The organism is Bacillus sp. AK124, assembly GCF_053903085.1.
In genome coordinates this window covers 122,928-143,492 of record NZ_CP096378.1, presented here as the reverse complement: position 1 = coordinate 143,492, position 20,565 = coordinate 122,928, and the positions used below count along the sequence as shown (strand labels likewise).

Genomic DNA, 20,565 nt, shown 5'->3' with positions numbered 1-20,565 from the left:
ATTGGACTTACGTCCTATTTTTGGATAGTCCAAAAAGATCAAAAAAATCTAGTAATCTCCATTTTTCATTTATAATAAGTAAGTCAAAATTATTCTCAAAAAAAACATTCGGGGTGATCTATCGTGAAAGCACCCGTGAGGTATATATGGATTGGTATGATCCTGTGCTTTTTATCGGCCAGTCTGGCCGTCGGTTGTATCAAAGCTGAAGATCAGTCAGATGATGACAAAAATGATGAAGCGCTGCAGCCTGCCGAACACTTCGTTTACCATCATTTAATGAGCGATCAGGGGCTGATTAAAACCAGCTTTTCTGACCAGCCTGTTTACTTGTCGGAATCGCTTGGCTTGTGGATGGAATTTTTGATCAGTAAAAAAGACGGCGAGCATTTTCATGAGCAATATCAGCACCTGACCGAATCCTTTCTGATGAAAAACAACCTGGTCTCATGGCAAATCCAAAACGGCCAGGCAAGCGGGGTAAACGCCTTGATCGATGATCTCAGAATCATGGTGAGCCTCGATCAAGCGGCAGCTCTATGGGGAAACAGCGAGTATAAACAAACCGCTCTGAACATCGGTTCCGCATTAAAAACGCACAACATGAACAACGGGATATTGACGGACTTTTACGACTCCGCCTCTCAATCCGCATCAAAGGATATCACGCTTTCCTATATCATGCCAGATGCGCTATCCGTCTTGAAAAAAAACGGAGTGATAGATAAGGATACCGAAAGGCGGAACGCCAACATTCTTTACCGCGCCCCTTTGAAAAACGGTTTTCTCCCGAAAGTGTACAGTACAGAAACGAAAGCATACACCTATGACCATGAAGTCAATCTCATTGATCAGCTTTACACAGCTTGGCATTTACCGCCGAAGGATCAAAAAGCCGCTGTATTAGCGGATTGGCTCAAACAGACGTTTCAAACCGGCGGCAAACTGTATGGCCGGTACTCGATCGATACAAAAAAGCCGGCGGTTCAATACGAATCTCCATCCGTCTACGCTTTGGCGATATTATTTTTCATCAACCAAAACGAAGATCAAGACGTCATCAAAGCGCTGTATGATCGAATGAATGATTTTGAAATTCTTGATTCGTCTGAGACGTATTATGGGGGATATATGAGCGGAAATGATACGCATTCTTTTGATAACCTGCTGCCCCTATTAGCCGAAAGGAAGCTTTTAAATGAAAATATCATTCAATGATTCGCAAAAAATGTTCGCTTATATGACGGGAATAGCAGCAGCTCTTGCGTTGTTCATCCATTATGTCTCAGCCCCGCAGTCCGAATCCATTCTCATCATTTGCATCACACTTGCCATCATCGCAGCGGGAATATGGCTCGGATCGATTTACGCACTGGCTGGGACGATCATCGTCCTGTTTGTTCTCGGAACTTTGATGATGTTTCTTCACACAGACGCTTCGTCTGAAACGGAATTGCAAACCCTCGTCATCTGGGGAATAGCGCTTTTGCTGTTCTCCTTCATGTCAGGGAGAATCCATGACATCGCGATCGGACTTCACCGCTCTGTCAAACACCTTCAAGACGAGATCAATAGCTTCGTTGCAATTGACAGGGTGACAGGCTTTGATAATAAACAGAGGATGAAGCTGGAGCTCTCGGAAGAAATCAAGCGGGCAGAGCGGTATGGCAACTCATTTGTTTTTTTACTGCTGCAAATGCATTATTTCAAAGAGTTCAAATCCCTGTACGGAGAAAAAGAAACCGACCGTCTCTTTCAATTTGTCAGCAGTCAAATCAGATCATGTGTCCGGGAAACGGATAAAAAATTCCGGCCTGCCGAAGAGCGGTTTGGCATCCTGCTGACACACACGCCTGCTGAGCATATGCCTGCCGTCCTTGAAAAACTGAAGAAACAGCTGAACACATACCAGCTGAAAAACGGCAAGTATGTCACCTTGACCTTCCACGTGTGCCACTTATCATATCAAAACGATTTAAAGACTGCTGAGCAATTTTTAGAAGAACTAGAAAACGAGATGATGATGAATGAACTGTAAGCGGATATTACTTCTATGCGCGGCTGTCCTTATCCTGGCTGCGGTTTTTCATGTTCCGGACACCGCCGGGGCAAAGCAGCAGGAGCGCGGCATTCTCATCATCTATTCAACATTGGACGGCAAAAAATCAGCCGATGTGAAAATGCTCGACCTTATCGCCGGCCATTTTACATCCCATGTGACCGTTGTAAATGATGCGGATGTCAAAGCTGCGGATCTGGCAGGAAAAGACCGCGTCATCTATTACGGACAAACGAAAAGAAAGCTGAACAAAAAGCTCGCGCAGCTGATCAGCTCCTTCCAAAAACCTGTGACAGCGATCGGCTTTAACGCCGGGCAGTTCAGCCAATTTGCAGATCTTTCGCTGAAAAGCGAAGACAATGTGTATCAGATTCGCAGCACAAATGAGGAACACGATACCTCTTTAGAAAGCGGAATTCGTGTCCTTGAGGTATCAGGCTTGAAGGGAAAAGCGTTGTACACATACAAAGCTGACGACGGAAAAGCTCACCCATTCGCATGGAAAACCGGCAAAAGTAACGTGTACATCGGTTTAACCGATTTGCTCAACAACAACCTCCTCGCCGCTAAGCAGCTCAGACAGGCATTTGGTGAAACCCCGGACAGCACGCTGTTATATTTGCGGCTTGAGGATATCAGCCCAATGTCGGATGAAAAACTGCTGCTCCAAGCCGGGGCTTATCTGCATAAACGAAATATTCCTTTTATCCTTTCTGTGATTCCGGTATATGTCAATCCTGAAACGGGCGACAAAGTCTATATGTCTGAAAAGCCGAAGCTTGTCAACGTGCTGAGGAAGCTGCAGGATATGGGCGGCAGTGTAATTGTTCACGGGTATACCCATACATACCGCTACAGCGAAACCGGTGAAGGATTCGAGTTTTGGGATGCTAAAGCCGATCAGCCGATCACATCGCAAAATGCGAAAGAGCCCGCGACCCTTTTGCAAAAGGAACAGAACTTTCCGAATGAAGAAGCATATCAAAACTATTTGAAGCCGTTCAGAAAAAATGAGGAAACGTACACGCGGCAGAAGCTGACGAACGCTATTGAAGATCTCACCGCAGAAGGGCTGTATCCGCTCGCGTTTGAAGCGCCGCACTATACGATGTCAGAGCACGGCTATCAGATCGCCTCACAGTATTTCACAAGCTTGTTCGGCCAGGTTCAGCTTAGCGATACAACATGGAAAACGTCAGGCGCCGGGCCTTTTGTTACCAAACCGGCAATACTCCATGGGATGACGCTCTATCCTGAGACCATCGGCTATGTTGATCAATCGGATCAAAATCCGCTCGGCAAAGTCGAGGAACGCATCTCTCAAATGATCGATTTTGAAGGCGGAGTAGCCGGCGCATTTTATCATCCTTATCTTGGAATGAAATATCTCCCTGAGCTGGTTGATCAAATGGAACGCATTCCGAACAGCGAATGGCTCGATATTAAAAAGACAAAGCAAACCGTTAAAACAGATAAAGTGGAAATTCACACAAGCGGAGATGGAACGATTCAAGTTAAAAGCAAAGTCAGCGCCATTGAGACGTTTTTCGATCATCACCAGCAAAGCCCGCTGGAAAAGGCGCTTTGGATTCTCTCTCTTATTGTGCTCTTGTTTGTTGTCATGTTTGTGAGCTATACCCTTTACTTGAGAGCCACATTAAAAAAACGAATCTTTAAGGAGAGAAAAAACCGTGGGTAATGTTCTGTTCCTAGTCTCTTTAAGCTTAATATGGGTCATGCTTCTGTATCACATGTTTCTGATGCAGGGCGGATTCCGCCACTATATGACCTTCGAACGGAACATGCCGAAGTGGAAAGAGAACGTGAAGGATCTTCCGAAGGTCAGCGTTCTGATTCCTGCGCATAACGAAGAGGTCGTGATTCGGCAGACGCTGAAGGCGATGGTGAATCTCTATTATCCGAAGGACCGGCTGGAGATTATCGTCATCAACGACAATTCATCTGACCGGACGGGCGACATTGTAGGTGAGTTTTCCAGACAATACGACTTTATTAAAATGGTCGTGACCAAACCTCCGCATGCCGGAAAGGGAAAATCGACGGCGCTCAATTGCGGTTTTGCCGAATCAAGCGGAGATGTCATTTGTGTGTATGACGCCGACAACACGCCCGAAAAAATGGCTGTTTATTACCTTGTCCTCGGGCTCATGAATGATCAGAAAGCCGGAGCAGTGGTGGGAAAATTCCGCGTCATCAATGCGGCGAAAACATTGCTCACAAAATTTATCAACATCGAAACGATTTGTTTCCAATGGATGGCACAGGGCGGGAGATGGAAATGGTTCAAAATCGCCACGATCCCCGGCACCAATTTCGCCATCAGGAGAAGCATTATCGAACAGCTGGGCGGCTGGGACGATCAGGCGCTCGCGGAGGATACCGAGCTTACGATCCGGGTCTACAACCTCGGCTACCACATCCGCTTCTTCCCGGCGGCCGTCACTTGGGAGCAGGAGCCGGAAACGTGGAAAGTCTGGTGGCGTCAACGGACAAGATGGGCGCGCGGCAACCAGTATGTCGTCCTGAAATTTTTGGCTCAATTTTTCAAGCTGAAGAGGAAACGGATTATTTTTGATTTGTTTTATTTCTTTTTTACCTATTTTTTGTTTTTCTTTGGTGTCATCATGTCAAATGCGCTTTTTGTGATCAATTTATTTTATAATCTGCATCTTTCATTCGGTTTTTTGTCTATCATCTTATGGGTTTTGGCTTTCTTTCTATTTATGACGGAGGTCATGATTACACTGAGCATCGAAAAAACAGAAATGAACAGGCAGAACTTTTTCATCGTTTTTCTGATGTACTTTACATACTCGCAGGCTTGGATTGCGCTCGTGATTTATTCTTTATTCGTCGAAATCAAGCACCGCCTGTTCAAGCAAGAGGTTAAATGGTACAAAACAGAACGATACAATCAAAAGAAAAGCGGGTGACTTTTTTGAAATATATCATCATATGTCTGGCAAGCCTTATGCTGATCACGGCGACGGGACAAGCTGCAGCTGCCAAAGACGTTACAGTAGACGGCTCGATCCTCGGGAAAAACAGCCGGGAACAAGCCGAACAGCAAGTTCTTACAAACGATCTCTTAACCTTGTACGGGGCAAAAGACAACGCCGAGCTGACGTATCAAATTCCAGCGGGCGCCTCCTCTGCCCATCAGCAGCTCACACTTGAATACGAGGCCTCAGACCTTTTAATTTCACCGTCTTCTTTAACAGCCGAGATTGATGGCGAACCGGTCAAAACGGTTAAGCTTGCAGGGAATGCCGGGAAGAAAACGCTGAAACTCGCACTAAACAAAAGCCAGTCGTCTCCAGGGTTTCACAGCCTATCACTGAAGTTCTACGGTGTGGTTCATGAAGGCGTCTGCGTCAGACAGGACTCTTCCGGGAACTGGATCAAAATTTACCCGGACAGCCGTCTGAATATCGGAGAAAAGAACGAATCTAAAGGAATGGCGCTCGAACATTATCCTTATCCGTTCGCCCAGTCCGGCAGCTCCGTGGAAAAAACGGCAATCGTCATTCCGGACCATCCAAGTTCGGCTGAAATCGAAGCTGCAGTTAAAACAGAAGCCTACCTTAAAACGGTTGACAATAGCATCAGCACGAAGATCTTTGGTGAATCTGACCTGGCGAAAATCGACAGGCCGACGATTGTGATCGGCGTCCAGCATCACTGGAGCGGCAAAGTGAAAAAGCTGTTAAAACAAGCAAAGCTCGAAGCAAAAGAAGACAAGCTTTTGCTTGCGGAACGGATGCTCAAAGCAAAGGATAAGCAACAGCCTGTATTGTTTGCAGCTGCATCATCTGATGATGTTCTTTCTGAAAAGATCAGCGTCATTACCGACAAAACGTATGCCGCCCAGCTCAGCGGCGACACGCTGGCAATCGGCAAACTTCAGCAGCATAATAAACGGGAAGGCGGCAAGCTGACACTCGAGGATTTCGGGACGGGGGATTTGACAATCGGGTCCGGACAGACATCTTCCGAGCATTTTTATTACCCCGCACCGGCGCTATTAGACAAGAATCAACCTGCAAAGCTTTCGCTTACGATGAAAAAATCGGAGACGATTCAAAAGCAGGCCCGTCAAAGCGACTTAGCTGCGGAACAGGCGGAGCTGAAGGTCATGATCAATGGTCAGCCTCATTCCGTCGGACTTGACGATTTAGGAAAAGAAGACAAAAACGGCTTTTACCATGTTTCTTTAAAAGTCGATCCGAAACTTTTGCAAAAAAACCGTTACATCGATATTCAATTTGCCACTTCAGGGTTGAAAGAGAACAACCCCTGCTATGCGGGGAACGGTGACAAGTGGATTTTCATCGATAAACAGAGTGCATTGTCTTACCATGTCAGCGACACGTCAGCTTCAGCCGATTTTCAAGAGTGGCCGCTTCCCTACGCGGGAGATCAGGATAACAAAACGCTGATGATCCTGCCCGACAAGGCGGATCAGTCTAAGCTTCATGAACTTTCACTTGTGGTCGGCTCCTTCGGCAGCGAAGCCAGGCAGGCATTCACAGTGAAAACATCCGCTGAAGTCAAACCGGATGACATGAAAGGAAGAAACATCATCTTCATCGGAAGTGTCGATCAATTCTCTCTGCTGAAGGAAAAAACCTCCGAATTGGCTGTTCCGACGGCGAAAAACGGGACATTTGATGTGTCATCTTTTCAAATGCTGAATGAAACGACGAAACAAATCGCGTTTACTCAAACATCGCTTTGGGATTCAAATTACTCGATGGCTGTTTTCGCGCCGTTTAAAGGGCAAGGCACAGCTGTCACAAAAGAAATGATCAACTTTTTAAACAGCAATGACTTCGCAGCAACCGTCGTTAATGAAACGGACAGCCATCAGCTGTTTACAAACCATCAGCAGCTGACAGCAAAATCAGCTGAAACCAAGACGGATGATAAACAAGAAAGCAATCAGCAACATGTGATGTACATTGCCATCCTGATCGTGATCATAGCGGCAGCGGTTATTCTGATTTTGACAACCGCCAGGCGGAGAAAAAGAAAGGCCAATGGCGGCGGAAAGATTGACGAATAAAACAGGGGCTTGCTTCTAGCCCCTGTTTTTTTATAAGTATTCTACCTGCTTCTCATATACTTCCTTCACAATTTTAGCTAAAACATCGATTCCCTTTATGATATCTTCATCCGCCGCGGTTAGGCTGATTCGTATACACTGGTGCGAATGCGCCATGTACCGGGATTGATGGTGAAAGAAAGATGAGCCGGGAACGATGATGACTCCGTCGGCTTTCATGTACTCATACAGCGCGGCATCAGTCACCGGCAGGTCTTCAAACCACAGCCATCCGAAAAGCGCCCCTTCCCCTTGATGCAAATACCATTTGATGTCTTCAGGCATCTTGCCTAAAAGCGTATCCTTAAGCAGCTTGAATTTATTGCGGTAATACGGCCTGACTTCATTTAGCGAAATGTCGGCGAGGCGCCCGTCATTCAAAACAGATGCCGCCATATACTGCCCCAGCCTCGAAGAATGGATCGCCGCATTAGACTGGAATGCTTCCATTGCCTGAATGTACCGGGACGGCCCGATGGCGATTCCGATCCTTTCGCCAGGCAGGCCTGCTTTTGAAAGGCTCATACAGTGGATAATCTGATCGTTGAAAATCGGTTCCATGTCGATAAAATGAATCGCCGGAAAAGGCGGAGCATATGCGGAATCAATGAACAGCGGAACATTCGCTTCTCGGCAGGCGTCAGAAATGAATGCTACATGTTCGCCAGGCAGGATGTTTCCGCAAGGATTGTTCGGCCGTGAAAGCAAGACAGCGCCAATGCACGGATCGGTCCTCATCCTCTCTAAAAACGCCTCACGGTCGAGCTCATATCGAAACGTATGATCATCCAATACCGAAATGAGAGGAGGTATCCCCTCAATCATCTCCCGCTCCAACGCCGCTCCGCTGTATCCTGAATAGTCGGGAAGCATCGGAATCAAGGCTTTTTTCATCACAGACCCGCTTCCCATTCCGCAAAACGAATTAATCGCCAGAAAAAACAGCTGCTGGCTTCCGGCTGTAATCAGCACATTCTCTTTTCGAATGTCGGCGCGATACCGCTCTGAAAAGAAGCGGACAACACTTTCAATCAGTTCATCGGTTCCATAGCTCGATCCGTATTGGCCGATTACCGAAGAAAACCTGTCATCTTCGAGCAGATTGGCAAGAGCCGACTTCCACATGGCTGACACGCCGGGCAATATCATTGGATTGCCCGCACTTAAATTAATGTATGACCGATCTCCGCCGGCCAGGACTTCCTGAATATCGTTCATCACAGCCCTGACCCCTGTCTTCTCATTCATTTTCTCTCCGATTTTGCTTAATGCCGGCTTCACGCTTCCAGTCTCTCCCGCTCAAACCGAAGACGGGCGGTTTCGATTTTCTTATTGATCTCGTCAATGAAATATTGTTCCGGAACGCTGAACCGCTCGCCTTCACGCCCGGGAGGCAGGTATTGTCTGACATAGCGTTCCGCCGCCTCTTTGTATGCCGAGTCATCCTCGATCTCTTCCAGCTGTTCGATTTCAGCCACAAGCTTTTTTAAATCGTCCATGCATCGGGAAAGATCAAGCGACACGGGTTTCTCTTCTCCTCTTTGAATGGAATGGCCGTTTTCAATGATCCAGCTGAACAGAAAATAGCCTGTCCCGGAATCAAAATTCCGCGTTGCATTATGCTGGCTTGGATAGCGCAGCAGCCGTTCATACAAAACAAATTCGATTATTTCCTCCCAGCCGTCATATTGCCGCTCCCACAAAGTGAGGATCGCTTGGCAATCGACCTTGACTTCTTCTAAAATGCCTGCGAAAAAATTCATTTTCGCCTGAATATGCAGGTGAAAAGGTTTTTTTCCGCAATGATGAAAATAGTCATGAAGGTAGCCCCATAGCACCCTTGCTTCATATGTGCGGTCGGGGGAAAGCTGAGCCGACTTGAAAGGCGCATGTTCAAAAATGGCCCTCGCTCTTTTCAGCGTATCCTCATGGTAAATGTGATAAAACTTATTAAAATAGAAAATCGCGAATGTCTGTGATGTAATGTTCTCTTTTGTTTTCACATTTTCCGGAAAGAATACGATACATTTTTCTTCCGTGAACCCCTTTGTTCCGGCGAGAAGCTTGAGGGATTGGCAGCCGTTTTCAGGATGGGGCAGCTCTTCTTCTATCGGCCTCATCATGGCAGGTTCTTCACGAACGGCCAAAAAGGCTTCAAAATAACAGCCTTTCGCATGTGGCCCATTCGGCGTCACGATCGGCGCCGCAAAAAAGGTCGTCTCCTGATCATTCGGAGCCCGGTAAGCCGTCAATAACCGGTCAAAATACGGCGTCTCCCCCAATCCGCGTCCGATCCAATCCAAGACGTCCTGTTTAAACGCCTCTTTTGCAGCCGTTAGGTGAACCGCTTCATAAATGGTTCCAGCGTCTTCTATCAATTGCAGCAGAAGCTGTTCCGCCCTTTCGTGACGCTCTGTAATCTGTCCTTTATCATTTTGGTACGTCTGTAATTCATGAATGTTCGGTACAATCTGCTCGTTGACCAAGTTTACAATGTCCCCTGTCAATGTCGTCATCGGCTTCCTCCTTCGATTGATTTAAGCCCGTGGATCGTAAAACACATCGGCACTTCTCCAAAATCTTGAATGACTTTCAAACGGTGTTCATCAGCTGCTTTAATCGTCGTGATACAGCCGTCAGCCGCGTTTGAAGCGCAGGCCAGGGCCGCTTGTGCATTGCTGGTGACAAATTGGACTTGACTGCTGAACAGCTTCGCCAGATGGGCGGGAGCAGGGTGTGAAGCGACGGTTTGAATGTCAGATGCCATCGTGTGCTGTTTTGCGGCAAAAACCATGTTGTATGTCGGCATCACAAAACTGTCTATGATCTTTAAGTCAGCGAGATTCTCGAATACAATTTGATGCAAAAACGGGTAAACGGCACAGCCTAAAAGAACTGAATTTTCTGTCGATTTAACATGAGGGAGCGCTTCTTCCAACGTTTCATAAAGCCTGACTTCCCCGCGGACCCCTTTGTTTTTGAGCCAAAGCAGGCCGGCTTTTTCGCAGTTCGTGCCTTTGGGACCGAGCGTATGGACAATCATCACGGCTTGTTCTTCCTGCACTTTAGTCGAGATCATCTTAACCTCCTATTGTACCCGTCAAATTATTTTGATATATGATATGAAGCTCATCATCCAGTTCCCGGTAGAAAGCTGCGCATTCTTCATATGAATGATGGCTTGTGAATATAAATCCGGGATAACCGGAAAAATGCGGGTACGGCAGAATTTTCGCGCCTTTTCTAATAAATTGAAACACCCGCTTTACCTCCGGCCTCTGTTTGACTTCTTCCAGTCCGTCGATTTTTTCAAAAGTGCCGGAGCCCTGTACAGGAATGATATAATTGCCGGCTGTCCTTACAGGCCGGATCTCTTCTTTAAACTCGCTGCTCTCCAGCGGCTTTATTGCGTTTTGCAAGACAAGCTGCATAAAATTGATGCCCGTGCTCTCTTTGACGATGTAATGCGAAACCCCTGAACCGCCGATTCTGGCGCCCACCTCGATAACATAAGGTGTTCCGACCTTGTCCAGCCTCAGCTCCGTATGAGCCGGCCCCTGATGAATGCCCAGCGCTGAAACGGCTCCTGTCACTTCCTTAACAATCGCAAGGCGCGTCTCTTCTTTCAATTGAGCCGGAGCAATATAGACGCCTTCTTCAAAAAACGGACCTTTGCTGTTCCCTTTGTATCCAATCGAAAGAACATGTACGTTTCCTTGAATCGACAGCGTTTCAATCACAAATTCCGGCCCATCGATAAATTGCTCGGCTATGATGCCCGTTTTGCCGTGTACGAATCGATTAAGGTCCGTCTCGTTAACAGCCTCGACTTTCCTGACGGCCTCCTCAAGCTCCTTCCTATCATCAACACGGACGACGCCCTGGCTTGAAAAGCCGTTGACCGGCTTAACAACTAATGGATAAGTCAGTTTCCTGTCTTCGAGATCAGCGAGCGTATGGAACTCGTGGAAAACCGGCGTATTCAGGCCGTTTTGCTGAAGGATGCTGCGGGTATTATTTTTATTGCGGCAGTTTTCCATTGTTGTGAAAGAAAGCCCCGGCAGATTCAAAGCTTCAGCGGCTTTTGCCGTGAAAGGCAATGCCGGCTCAAACAGTGTCACAACGCCGTCAAACGGAAATTCGACAAATGTCTGTTTGACGATTTCCAGCGCCGCTTCTTCATCTTCAAATAACGGCAGCGGCACACAGCGTTCCACAGCCGGAAGATTGCCCGGGAAATCTTCGGCTGAATTGTAAAAGAACGTGACCTTCAATCCTAAATGCTCAGCTTCTTCAAAAATAAACGGCAAGTGCTTATTTTGACAAATGATGGCCAAGTTTTTGTTTCGTATCGTCAATTTTCGCGATCCTCTCTTCTTTTTTTAAGTTGATGAACATCACACCGAATATGACAAACAGCGTTCCTAAATAAATATTCGCATTCAGTTTTTCATCCAGAAACAGAAATCCGATATAAAGCGCAATGACGGGGGAGATAAACAAGTGGGAAGTCGCTTTTGAGATGTGCCATTTTTTAAGCAGATAAATGTTGATCCAAAAACCCAATATCGAGCCGACAACCGCTAAATAAAGCAGCGCATAAAGGCTCACGCCGGAAAACGTTCTTGTCCCGCTTTCAAAGATGAGGCTGCTGATGAGCAATACCGCTCCGCCGCTCAGCATCGAAAGGGAGTTAAAGCTCAAGATCGGAAGCGAACGAATTCTCTGCTGTACTTTGATTTGAATAAAAGCCGAGCCAAACATCGCACACAAAATCACAATCATGGCGACGATTTCAATAACATCGACTTTGATCAACAGCTGATTGCCAAACACGATTGTAATGCCGAGCAACGCAAGGCAAATGCCCCATTTCTGCAATTTCGTCGCCGGTGTCCCTTTGACAAGGCGGTTGATCATCAGGGCAAAGACTGAAATGCTAGCCGCTAATATAGACACCAACCCGCTCGGCAAATAAAGAGAGGCCCAATAAACAGATCCAAATGGAACGGAAAAATACATGATGCCGTTCAAAAACGACAGCACCAGCAGTTCCTTTGACAGCACAAACTGCCTTCGTATCAAAAGAAACGCCGCGATCAAAATGCTTGCGATCATAAACCGCATGCCCGCGGACCAAAATGGAAGGCTGTCACTCAACCCGGCTTTTTGAAAAGCCCATGTCGTCCCGCCGATCAAACATAATACGATAAATAAAATATGAACCCGATACTTTAAAACGTTTGTCCGCATAGCATTCACCTGATTTTGTTATTGTCTTGCTGTCATTTATTTTCAGAAAATAAAATCTTTTCTGATCAAAATGGATTATGAGGGAAATTATAACTATTATATCAATTACAGTCAATCATTCTTTTGAACCTTTAGAATATCTTTACAAATACTGCGCACAAAAAAACACTCACTTCGATAAGTGAGTGAGGCGATACGGGTCTAGATTATATTTCTATCTTTTGGGTGCATACCGCTTTTCCGGATGACCCGAATTCTCTCATTTTATGTTTGACCGTTTCTTTGACTGCGCTGATCCCTGGCGTCATATAGGCGCGGGGTTCATATAAATCGGGATTGTCTTTAAACATGCTGCGCGTTTTCTCGGTCCAGGCCACCATGCATTCGGTATTAATGTTGATTTTCGCATGGCCCAGACGGATCGTTTTAGCGATTTGATCAGCCGGGATGCCCGAAGCTCCATGAAGAACAAGCGGAATGTCCGTCACCCGTGAGATTTCTTCCATTTCCTTAAATCCTAAATTAGGCTCGCCTTGATATTTTCCATGAACAGAGCCGAGCGCGGCTGCTAAAGCATCGATACCGGTTTCTTTGACAATGCGTTCGCATTCACCGATGTCGGCATACTGCACCCCGCCGATGAGCCCGTCTTCCATGCCCCCTACGGTGCCAACCTCTGCTTCAACCGAAACATTGCGAATTCCGGCGTATGACACGACCTCTTTTGTCATGGCGATGTTTTCATCGATTGGTGAATGCGAGCCGTCGATCATGACTGAGCTAAAACCGGCGTCAATCGCTTGCTTGCAGCGCTCCGGATTTTTGCCATGGTCAAGGTGAAGGACGACGGGAACGGAGATCGACATTTCCTCAATCAAAGCCGCAACCATTGCGGAAACCGTCTTAAATCCGCCTAAATAATCGATGAGCCGGTCTGAGGCGGCCGCGATGACAGGTGACCGTTCTTCTTCCGCCGCCTGTAGAATCGCTTTTGTCCATTGAAGGCCGTTAATATTAAATTGACCGATTGCATAATGATGTTCCTTTGCTTCTTGAAGAAGTTCTTTCATGGAAACGAAAGCCACGTTCACCCCTCCTATCCCGTATTAAATCTTGAAGTATTTTGAAACAACTTCAACTGTTGTTTCTTTGGCCGTTCGAATCGTTTCTTCCGCGCTCAGCTTATAGTATTCAGGTCTGAACAATTCAACTGACACGACATCCGAAAAACCGATGTCTTTCAAAGTTGATAAGTGGGCATCCAAGTCGATGGCCCCCTGTCCCGGCCAAACGCGGTCTTCATCTCTTAAAAAGCCGATTGGGAAGTCTTCCGTATCATCGATATGATAAATGAAAATCTTCTTGCCGTCCGCCTTTTTCAAATCCTCAATGTCCGAACCCATTGCATGGAAGTGGAAGCTGTCAAGAACAAGGCCGACATTATCGCGGTTCACGGTCATGACGATGTCATAGGCCTGGCTGAACGTATTGACTGTACACTCCGGATGACCGACAAACTCGACAGCGATCTTTACACCGTACGGCTCCGCGATGTCTGACAGCTCTGTCAGCACTTCGACGGAGCTCGCTTTAATATCTTCTTTTAAGATTTTTTGTTCGGTGACAAGTGGTACCGCGACCACATATTTCACACCAAGCGTTTTGCATGTTTCCATCATGCCTTTAAATTCTTCGATGATTTCACGGTACCCTTTTTCATCGCGGTTGTTGAAAAAGACAAGGGCATTCAAGGCCAGCGGCTTAATATGATGCGTTTGAAAATACTCGGCTAACTCTGAGAGAGAATGGTCTTTTAAATATTCGGGCAGCTTATCCATCGTCCGGATTTCGATATAATCGTATCCGTGCTTCTCACAGTATTCGAGGTCTTTTGCTAGGTTTGAATTTTCTAATGTCGTTGCTTCATTAAAGCATAGCTTCATATTAGATTCTCCTTATCTAAATATCCTTGTGAAGAGAGAGTTCGGCGGGGCGCCGAACTCAGGGGCTTATCCTAGTAATTCCTGTTTCAGCTTTTCAAGCATGAATCTGCTTGATTCATCCGCTCTTTCGTCAACCCAGGCAAACACGGCATTCGTCGCTATTCCGTCGAACTTCATCTCTCTCAGCTTTCTGAAAATCGTATCAAAATCAACCTCGCCTTGGCCAATGTCCAAATGCTGGTGAACCGTTACTTTCGCGTCAGGCGGATTGACGATGTAGCGAAGGCCATGAGCCGCTTTATGATTATAAGTATCTGCAAATAAAACATGCGTGAGGCGGTCGCCGGCTTCGTCAAACATTGTCTCGATGTCGCCTTTTCCGTCGTCATAGAAGAATGTGTGCGCAGTCGAGTAGACAAGATTGATCCAGTCCTTGTCAAGCGCTCGGATCATATCCATCGCACCTTTGTGTGTTTCGATAAAATCGTATGGATGGGCTTGAAGATTGAGTTTAATGCCTTCTTTTTCAAAGACTGGCAGAAGCTCATCCATGGATTTGATAAATTTTTCTTCACTTGTTAAAGGATCGTATTTTGAACCGCTGAATTCGCTGTTCATCAAATCGACTTCAAGCTCAACCGCAATTTCGATCGCCCTTTTCCAATTGCGCACCGCTGCCTGACGGCGATCTTCATCAGGACCGGCCCAGTGGTAAAGCGGAAGGAGCGATGAAAGCTTAACACCGGTATCTTTTAAAAGCCGCTTTAATTGTTTGATTTTAGCTGAATCGACTTTCGGATATTTATAGAATGGACAAAAATCTTCGCGCGGCGATAGTTCGATATATTCGTAGCCAAGCTCCGCCGTTTTATAGACCGTTTCCTCCAAAGTTAAATCATCGCGATACATCGATGGATCCAATGCTAATTTCATACTTTTCACTCCTCGGAAAGTTTTTATTTTTGAACAGTTGTAAACGTTTGATAGAATTTCGGTTTCTCTTGAAGCGCCACAGGTTCTTTCTGTCCGGATTCCTGAGCTTTTACGCAGGCATCCGTCGTCACGGCGGCGATATAGCCGTCCCATGCAGTCGGCCCGCTGACCTCGCCTTTCTGTTGGATCGAGTCAATGAAATCTTGGATTTCTACATCATAAGCGTCTACAAAGCGGCGCTGCCAATCCATGAGAATATCCGTCGAGAATTTGCCGTCTTTTCTGAGAGAGATGCTTGATGGTTCAGGAAGCTTCACGATTCCGTCTTCTCCGACGATTTCACACTGGATATCGTAGCCGTATTTGCAGTTGACATAGATTTCCGCATTGATCACGACTCCGCCTTTCGTTTCGATGATGACGATTTGCGGATCACGCAAATGAGGGAGCGCGTTTTTCGATTTTTTCGGATAAATGACCTGAACGGATTCGTAATCGTCATTGATCAGCCAGTGCAGGGCGTCTATTTCATGGACAAGCGTATCGACAACAGCCATATCTGTCGTATAGTTGTCGCCTACAACCGGGTTGCGGTGCGCACAGTGGATCATGAGAGGCTCGCCGATGACCCGGTTGTCGATCGCTTCTTTCAGCTGTACGTAACCGCTGTCATAACGGCGCATAAAGCCGACTTGAACGAGACGTTTGCCCGCTTTGATTTCTTCATTGACGATCCGCATGCATCCTTCCGCAGTCGTCGCCAGAGGCTTTTCGCAAAATACGAATTTGTTCGCTTTAATCGCTTTCAAAACGCTTGATTCATGTGCCGGTCCCCAGCTTGTGACTAAGACTGCGTCTACATTTTCGGCTGCGATGAGACTGTCGTCATCCGGATAGACCTTTGCATTCAGGCTGTAGTCTGTTACAACTTGCTGAGCTGCCTCCTGGTTTACATCGGTGACCGCGACAATTTCGCCGCCGGCTAATTTATTCGTGATGCGGTTGATGTGTTCTTTTCCGATTGCTCCTGTACCAATAACACCAATGCGTAATTTCATTGATAGCCACTCCTTCAAAATAATTACATAATTTTTCTTGTTTGCACTTGCCCAGCTTGAGCCGGAGGAGTCCCATACAGCTCTTCCTGAATTTGTTCAAGCGACTTACCGGATGTATTCGGTGCAAAAAAGAGCCCGATGAGCATGCTGGCCGTTACACATCCAAGGAGAATGGCCGCCATAAATGCAATTCCAAAATTCGAGATGATCATTGGAACGAAAAGGCTCCAAGCCCCGATTGAAATACGAACGAGGAAGAACATCAATCCTTGTGCAGATGCGCGATATTCCGTCGGGAAAATTTCACTCGCCCATAATTGATAATTGGCCTGTTGCCCGGCCCCATTGTTTAGGCCGATCATCACGATAAAGAGGATGAGGATCGGCATGCCCTCTGCCGGAAGCAGAAACAATGACCAGCCGATCACCGCTGCAAATGCGGAGATCCCAAACACTGTCTTCCTGTATTTGTCTGCAAACGGCATGAAGATAAAAGCGACGCCAAGCCCGGTGAAAATAAACAGCCCCATCTGCAAAATGTTTGCCATGGTCGCTGACACATCGCCGACCTGCTGATAAATGTAAGGCATAAAAAACCCCATGACACCTGCAGCCAGATTCCAAACCAAGTACACGCCCATTAAAAATAAAATGCTTTTCAAATACTTAGGCTGAAGCAAATCGAGATAAGACGCCTTCGGCTTCCTGACGGCTTGAGCCGATTCGGATTGACCCTGCCAGGCATCGGATTCCGGCAGCCTTTTCCGCAGAACATATGTGATCAGTGCGATAACGAGCAAATGCCCAAACACGATTTTATTGCCCAATAAGCCTATATCACCGAGCAGGACCGACAGCAGCAGGACCACAACCGCTCCCGCCGCCCATGCGACCTGTGCAACCCCGCAATGACGCGCCCTGTTTTTCTTAGGTGCGTTCTCCGCGATGATCGTCCAGGAAGCCGTAATATCAGCTCCTACCGATAAACCGATAATAATGTAACCGCTTAACAAAAAGGGAAAGCTGGTGCCGAACAATACTAAACAAATCCCCAGTGCATAAACCAGCATACTGTTCGTATAGACAGCCTTTCGGCCAATCTTGTCGGCCAAAAAGCCTCCGAGCAGCGCTCCGATTGCCGCTGAGATGGCGTTGGCGCTAAACGCGCCGAGCAGTCCGATCTGTGTATCAGAAAGCTTTAGGTAACTGACCCATAAAGATAATCCTGCCGATCCTGCGACAATGGAGCCTGCATCAATGTAATTTGCCAAAGCTGCTGCGACGGTTCGTTTATTGAATGGTGAGACTGCTGCACTTCCATTGCTCAATTTAGAGCCCCCCTAATTGGTTGCTGGGACATTCAACAAGTGACGATCGATGTACTTTCTGGCGATCAATGCGTATTCAAGCGGGTTGGCAACATCGGGATCCTGCTCGGCTTCCACAACGATCCAGCCGGAATAGCCGTGCTTTAATAGCGTTTGATAGACTTCTCTAAAATCGATGCACCCATCGCCTGGAACAGTGAACATCCCTTGCAAAAACGCCTGTTGGAACGATTTTCCTTCCCGCTTGCATTTCTCTATGATCTTGAGGCGCGCGTCTTTAAAATGAACGTGGCCAATACGGTCCATATGCTTCTCTAGTATGTTCATATAATTTCCATCTGAAATGTAGGCATGCCCAGTATCATACAGAAGGTGCACGAGGGCCGGGTCAGTTCCCGCCATGAGCCGGTCAACCTCTTCCTCTGTCTGCACGCCTGTGCCGAGGTGATGATGATAGACAAGCTTCAGGCCGTACCGGCCGGCGATTTCCCCGAGGTGATTTAACCCTTCAAATAGCCGCTGCCATTCTTCATCGGTGAAATAAGGCTTTTCTTTAAACACGTTTTTATCCAAGCCCTGCACGCTGTACGTCTGTTCTGATACGACCGCAACATCGGCATGGACGTCTTTCAAGTACTGGCAGTGAGCCGCAAATTCCTTGGCTGCTTCTTCAATGCCGTCCCGAATGATATAGCTGCTGAACCACTTGCCGGCAATCCTTAGATTTCGCAGCTCGAGCTCTTTATTGAGAATGGCCGGTTCCGGAAAAAAGCCGCCCACTTCTGTGCCTTGAAAGCCTGCAACAACAATGTCGCTCAACAAATGCTGAAGTGTGTTTCCCGCGCCGATTTCCGGAATATCATCGTTCCGCCACCCTATGGGGGCGATGCCCCATAGAATTTGTGTCTTGCCCATCCTGGTGCCTCCTTTAATACTGCTTTGCAGATTTCAGCATTTTTTCTTTTGCTTCATACGCCTTTTGCACGCTTTCCTGTTCGGAAACCTCTGCAACACCTACGTGCCACCAGCTGTCATAGCCGTCCGTCATCGTCTTCGGCAACACCTTCATTTCGATCAATGTTGAGACATCTTGTTTTTTGGCATCTTCAAGCGCCGCTTTTAATTCTTCAATCGTGTTCGCTTTGTAGGTTTTTGCTCCATACCCTTCGGCCACTTTCGCGTAGTCGACATTGAGAATCTGATTGTCTGCTGTTCTGAATTCGCAGAAGTAGCTGCCGCTTCCATGGTCCATTTGCAGGTTGTTGATACAGCCGAATCCTGAGTTGTCAAAGAGCAGCACGTTGATTTTTTTATTATATTGAATTGCTGTAATGAGCTCTGAGTGGAGCATCAGGAAGCTTCCGTCTCCGACCAGTGAATAAACCTCTCTATCAGGATGAGCCAATTTCAAGCCGAGTGTTCCCGATACTTCATATCCCATGCAGGAATAGCCGTATTCCAAGTGGTACGTATTCGGTTCGTTTGAATGCCACAGCCGCTGCAGATCCCCCGGCAAAGAGCCTGCTGAACAAATGACGACGCTGTCCGGATCAACTGTTTCATTGATGGCGAGCAATGCCGTTGTTTGCGGCAGTTCGGTTTGCAGCACATCCGCGTATTCGTTGAGTATTTCTTGAGAAAAATGATCTTTAATTTCAGGTGTGAAGTTTTCACGCTTAAATGTTACCTTGCTCAAACGCTCACGCTCAGCAAGCCACTCGTCTTTCAGCTCCTTGATGATCGAACCGAATTCGCTCTTATAGCCTTCCAATAAACCGTGCAGCTTGCCGAGCGTTACTTTTGCATCGGCAACGACTTGGAAAGCATCCAGTTTATATGCCTGCATTCTGTTGACATTGATGTTTAAAAACTTTGAGTTGTCAAAGTCAAAAGCGGTTTTTGATGATGTCGCGAAATCGGTATAGCGCGTGCCGATTCCAATGATCAAGTCAGCCTCGCGAGCCGCTTTGTTTGCCGCCAGCGTACCTGTGATGCCCATTCCGCCCAAGTTGTTGGCAAAATCAGCTTCCACTGTAGATTTTCCGGCCTGGGTTTCCACCAGCGGAATATTGTACGCTTCAGACATGGCGATCAATTCGTCGCGCGCTCCGGAATATTTCGCTCCGCCGCCGACCAAGATGAGCGGTTTTTTGCTCGACTTGATCAGCTCCGCCGCTCCCTTCAGTTCACGCTCGCTCGGCTCTTTGCGATCAATATAGTGAACGCGTTTCTCAAAAAAGCTTTCATCGAAATCATAGGCTTCCCCTTCAACATCTTGAGAAATGCAAATCGTTGCAGGACCCGCCTTTGCAGGATCTGTCATCACTTCAAAAGCGCGAATCAGACTGCTCATCAACTGTTCAGGGCGCGTAATCCGGTCCCAATATCTCGAAACAGGCTTCAAAGCATCGTTCGTCGTAATCGCCGCACTGTATTCCTGTTCTACTTGCTGAAGAACAGGATCAGGCTGTCTTGTTGCAAATGTATCGGCCGGAATCAAGAGGACCGGAATATTGTTCGCAAGCGCCGTACCTGCAGCTGCCACAAGGTTAGCTGCTCCCGGTCCGACTGATGTTGATACAGCATAGATCTTCCTCCTCAGCATCTGCTTGCTGTAAGCCATTGCCGCATGTGCCATTCCCTGCTCATTCTTGCCTTGAAACACCTTTAAATGACCCGCATCCTGTTCAAGCGCCTGGCCGATGCCAACGACGTTCCCATGGCCGAAAATCGTAAAGATCCCCTCGACAAACGGTGTTTCTTCACCATCTACATGGATGTACTGCTGATTTAAGAATTTAATTAACGCTTGTGCTGTGGTTAAACGTATTTTCTTGCCCACAAACGATCCCACCTTTATTCATAT

At 47.0% G+C, this 20,565-nt stretch carries 17 protein-coding genes; 5 read left to right on the top strand and 12 right to left on the bottom strand.

Annotated elements, in window-relative coordinates:
* The first annotated feature begins 156 nt into the window (after positions 1-156).
* The 5 genes from M1E06_RS00705 to M1E06_RS00685 are packed head-to-tail and all read left to right on the top strand — an operon-like array spanning position 157 to position 7,145.
* Complete coding sequence (locus M1E06_RS00705) at positions 157-1,218, top strand: lipoprotein YdaJ (protein WP_206761232.1); 1,062 nt, start codon at positions 157-159, stop codon at positions 1,216-1,218.
* The gene (locus M1E06_RS00700; protein WP_025810544.1) at positions 1,199-2,038 is read left to right on the top strand and encodes a diguanylate cyclase domain-containing protein; all 840 of its coding nucleotides are present in this window, start codon (positions 1,199-1,201) and stop codon (positions 2,036-2,038) included. Before M1E06_RS00705 ends, M1E06_RS00700 begins: the two co-directional genes overlap by 20 nt.
* Positions 2,028-3,758, top strand: a complete 1,731-nt coding sequence (locus M1E06_RS00695; RefSeq protein ID WP_216904200.1) for a DUF2334 domain-containing protein — start codon at positions 2,028-2,030, stop codon at positions 3,756-3,758. The genes M1E06_RS00700 and M1E06_RS00695 overlap by 11 nt, the downstream gene beginning before the upstream one ends.
* A complete protein-coding gene (locus M1E06_RS00690) occupies positions 3,751-5,013 on the top strand; it encodes a glycosyltransferase family 2 protein (protein ID WP_020453531.1) in 1,263 nt (420 codons plus the stop codon). Before M1E06_RS00695 ends, M1E06_RS00690 begins: the two co-directional genes overlap by 8 nt.
* Before the next feature lie 5 nt (positions 5,014-5,018).
* Entirely contained in the window at positions 5,019-7,145 is a 2,127-nt protein-coding gene (locus tag M1E06_RS00685; RefSeq protein ID WP_020453532.1) for a cellulose biosynthesis cyclic di-GMP-binding regulatory protein BcsB, read from the top strand.
* A 30-nt stretch (positions 7,146-7,175) separates the two neighbouring features.
* On the opposite strand, the gene M1E06_RS00680 is transcribed toward M1E06_RS00685, so the two are convergent.
* From M1E06_RS00680 to iolD, 12 genes are all read right to left on the bottom strand, one after another.
* Positions 7,176-8,465 carry a valine--pyruvate transaminase gene (locus tag M1E06_RS00680; protein WP_020453533.1) on the bottom strand — a complete coding sequence of 430 codons (1,290 nt, stop codon included), beginning with the start codon at positions 8,463-8,465 and terminating at the stop codon, positions 7,176-7,178.
* Positions 8,462-9,700: a DUF6421 family protein gene (locus M1E06_RS00675; protein ID WP_020453534.1), complete on the bottom strand. Its 1,239-nt coding sequence runs from the start codon at positions 9,698-9,700 to the stop codon at positions 8,462-8,464. The genes M1E06_RS00680 and M1E06_RS00675 overlap by 4 nt, the downstream gene beginning before the upstream one ends.
* Positions 9,697-10,263, bottom strand: coding sequence for a prephenate dehydratase domain-containing protein (locus tag M1E06_RS00670; RefSeq protein WP_020453535.1), 567 nt, complete (start codon positions 10,261-10,263; stop codon positions 9,697-9,699). The genes M1E06_RS00675 and M1E06_RS00670 overlap by 4 nt, the downstream gene beginning before the upstream one ends.
* A gap of 1 nt (position 10,264) precedes the next feature.
* Positions 10,265-11,542, bottom strand: coding sequence for an ATP-grasp domain-containing protein (locus M1E06_RS00665; protein WP_020453536.1), 1,278 nt, complete (start codon positions 11,540-11,542; stop codon positions 10,265-10,267).
* A complete protein-coding gene (locus tag M1E06_RS00660; RefSeq protein WP_020453537.1) occupies positions 11,499-12,437 on the bottom strand; it encodes a DMT family transporter in 939 nt (312 codons plus the stop codon). Before M1E06_RS00660 ends, M1E06_RS00665 begins: the two co-directional genes overlap by 44 nt.
* A 206-nt stretch (positions 12,438-12,643) precedes the next feature.
* A complete protein-coding gene (fba, locus tag M1E06_RS00655; protein ID WP_023856876.1) occupies positions 12,644-13,522 on the bottom strand; it encodes a class II fructose-1,6-bisphosphate aldolase in 879 nt (292 codons plus the stop codon).
* A 21-nt stretch (positions 13,523-13,543) separates the two neighbouring features.
* Entirely contained in the window at positions 13,544-14,380 is an 837-nt protein-coding gene (iolI, locus tag M1E06_RS00650) for a 2-keto-myo-inositol isomerase (protein ID WP_025810538.1), read from the bottom strand.
* Between the two features lie 66 nt (positions 14,381-14,446).
* The gene (locus tag M1E06_RS00645) at positions 14,447-15,313 is read right to left on the bottom strand and encodes a sugar phosphate isomerase/epimerase family protein (protein WP_023856874.1); all 867 of its coding nucleotides are present in this window, start codon (positions 15,311-15,313) and stop codon (positions 14,447-14,449) included.
* 23 nt (positions 15,314-15,336) lie between these two features.
* The gene (locus tag M1E06_RS00640; RefSeq protein ID WP_020453541.1) at positions 15,337-16,371 is read right to left on the bottom strand and encodes a Gfo/Idh/MocA family protein; all 1,035 of its coding nucleotides are present in this window, start codon (positions 16,369-16,371) and stop codon (positions 15,337-15,339) included.
* Between the two features lie 23 nt (positions 16,372-16,394).
* Positions 16,395-17,699: an MFS transporter gene (locus M1E06_RS00635; RefSeq protein ID WP_020453542.1), complete on the bottom strand. Its 1,305-nt coding sequence runs from the start codon at positions 17,697-17,699 to the stop codon at positions 16,395-16,397.
* Between the two features lie 12 nt (positions 17,700-17,711).
* Positions 17,712-18,614, bottom strand: coding sequence for a myo-inosose-2 dehydratase (gene iolE, locus M1E06_RS00630; protein ID WP_149169700.1), 903 nt, complete (start codon positions 18,612-18,614; stop codon positions 17,712-17,714).
* 13 nt (positions 18,615-18,627) lie between these two features.
* Positions 18,628-20,541, bottom strand: a complete 1,914-nt coding sequence (gene iolD / locus M1E06_RS00625; RefSeq protein ID WP_216904202.1) for a 3D-(3,5/4)-trihydroxycyclohexane-1,2-dione acylhydrolase (decyclizing) — start codon at positions 20,539-20,541, stop codon at positions 18,628-18,630.
* Between the last annotated feature and the right edge of the window lie 24 nt (positions 20,542-20,565).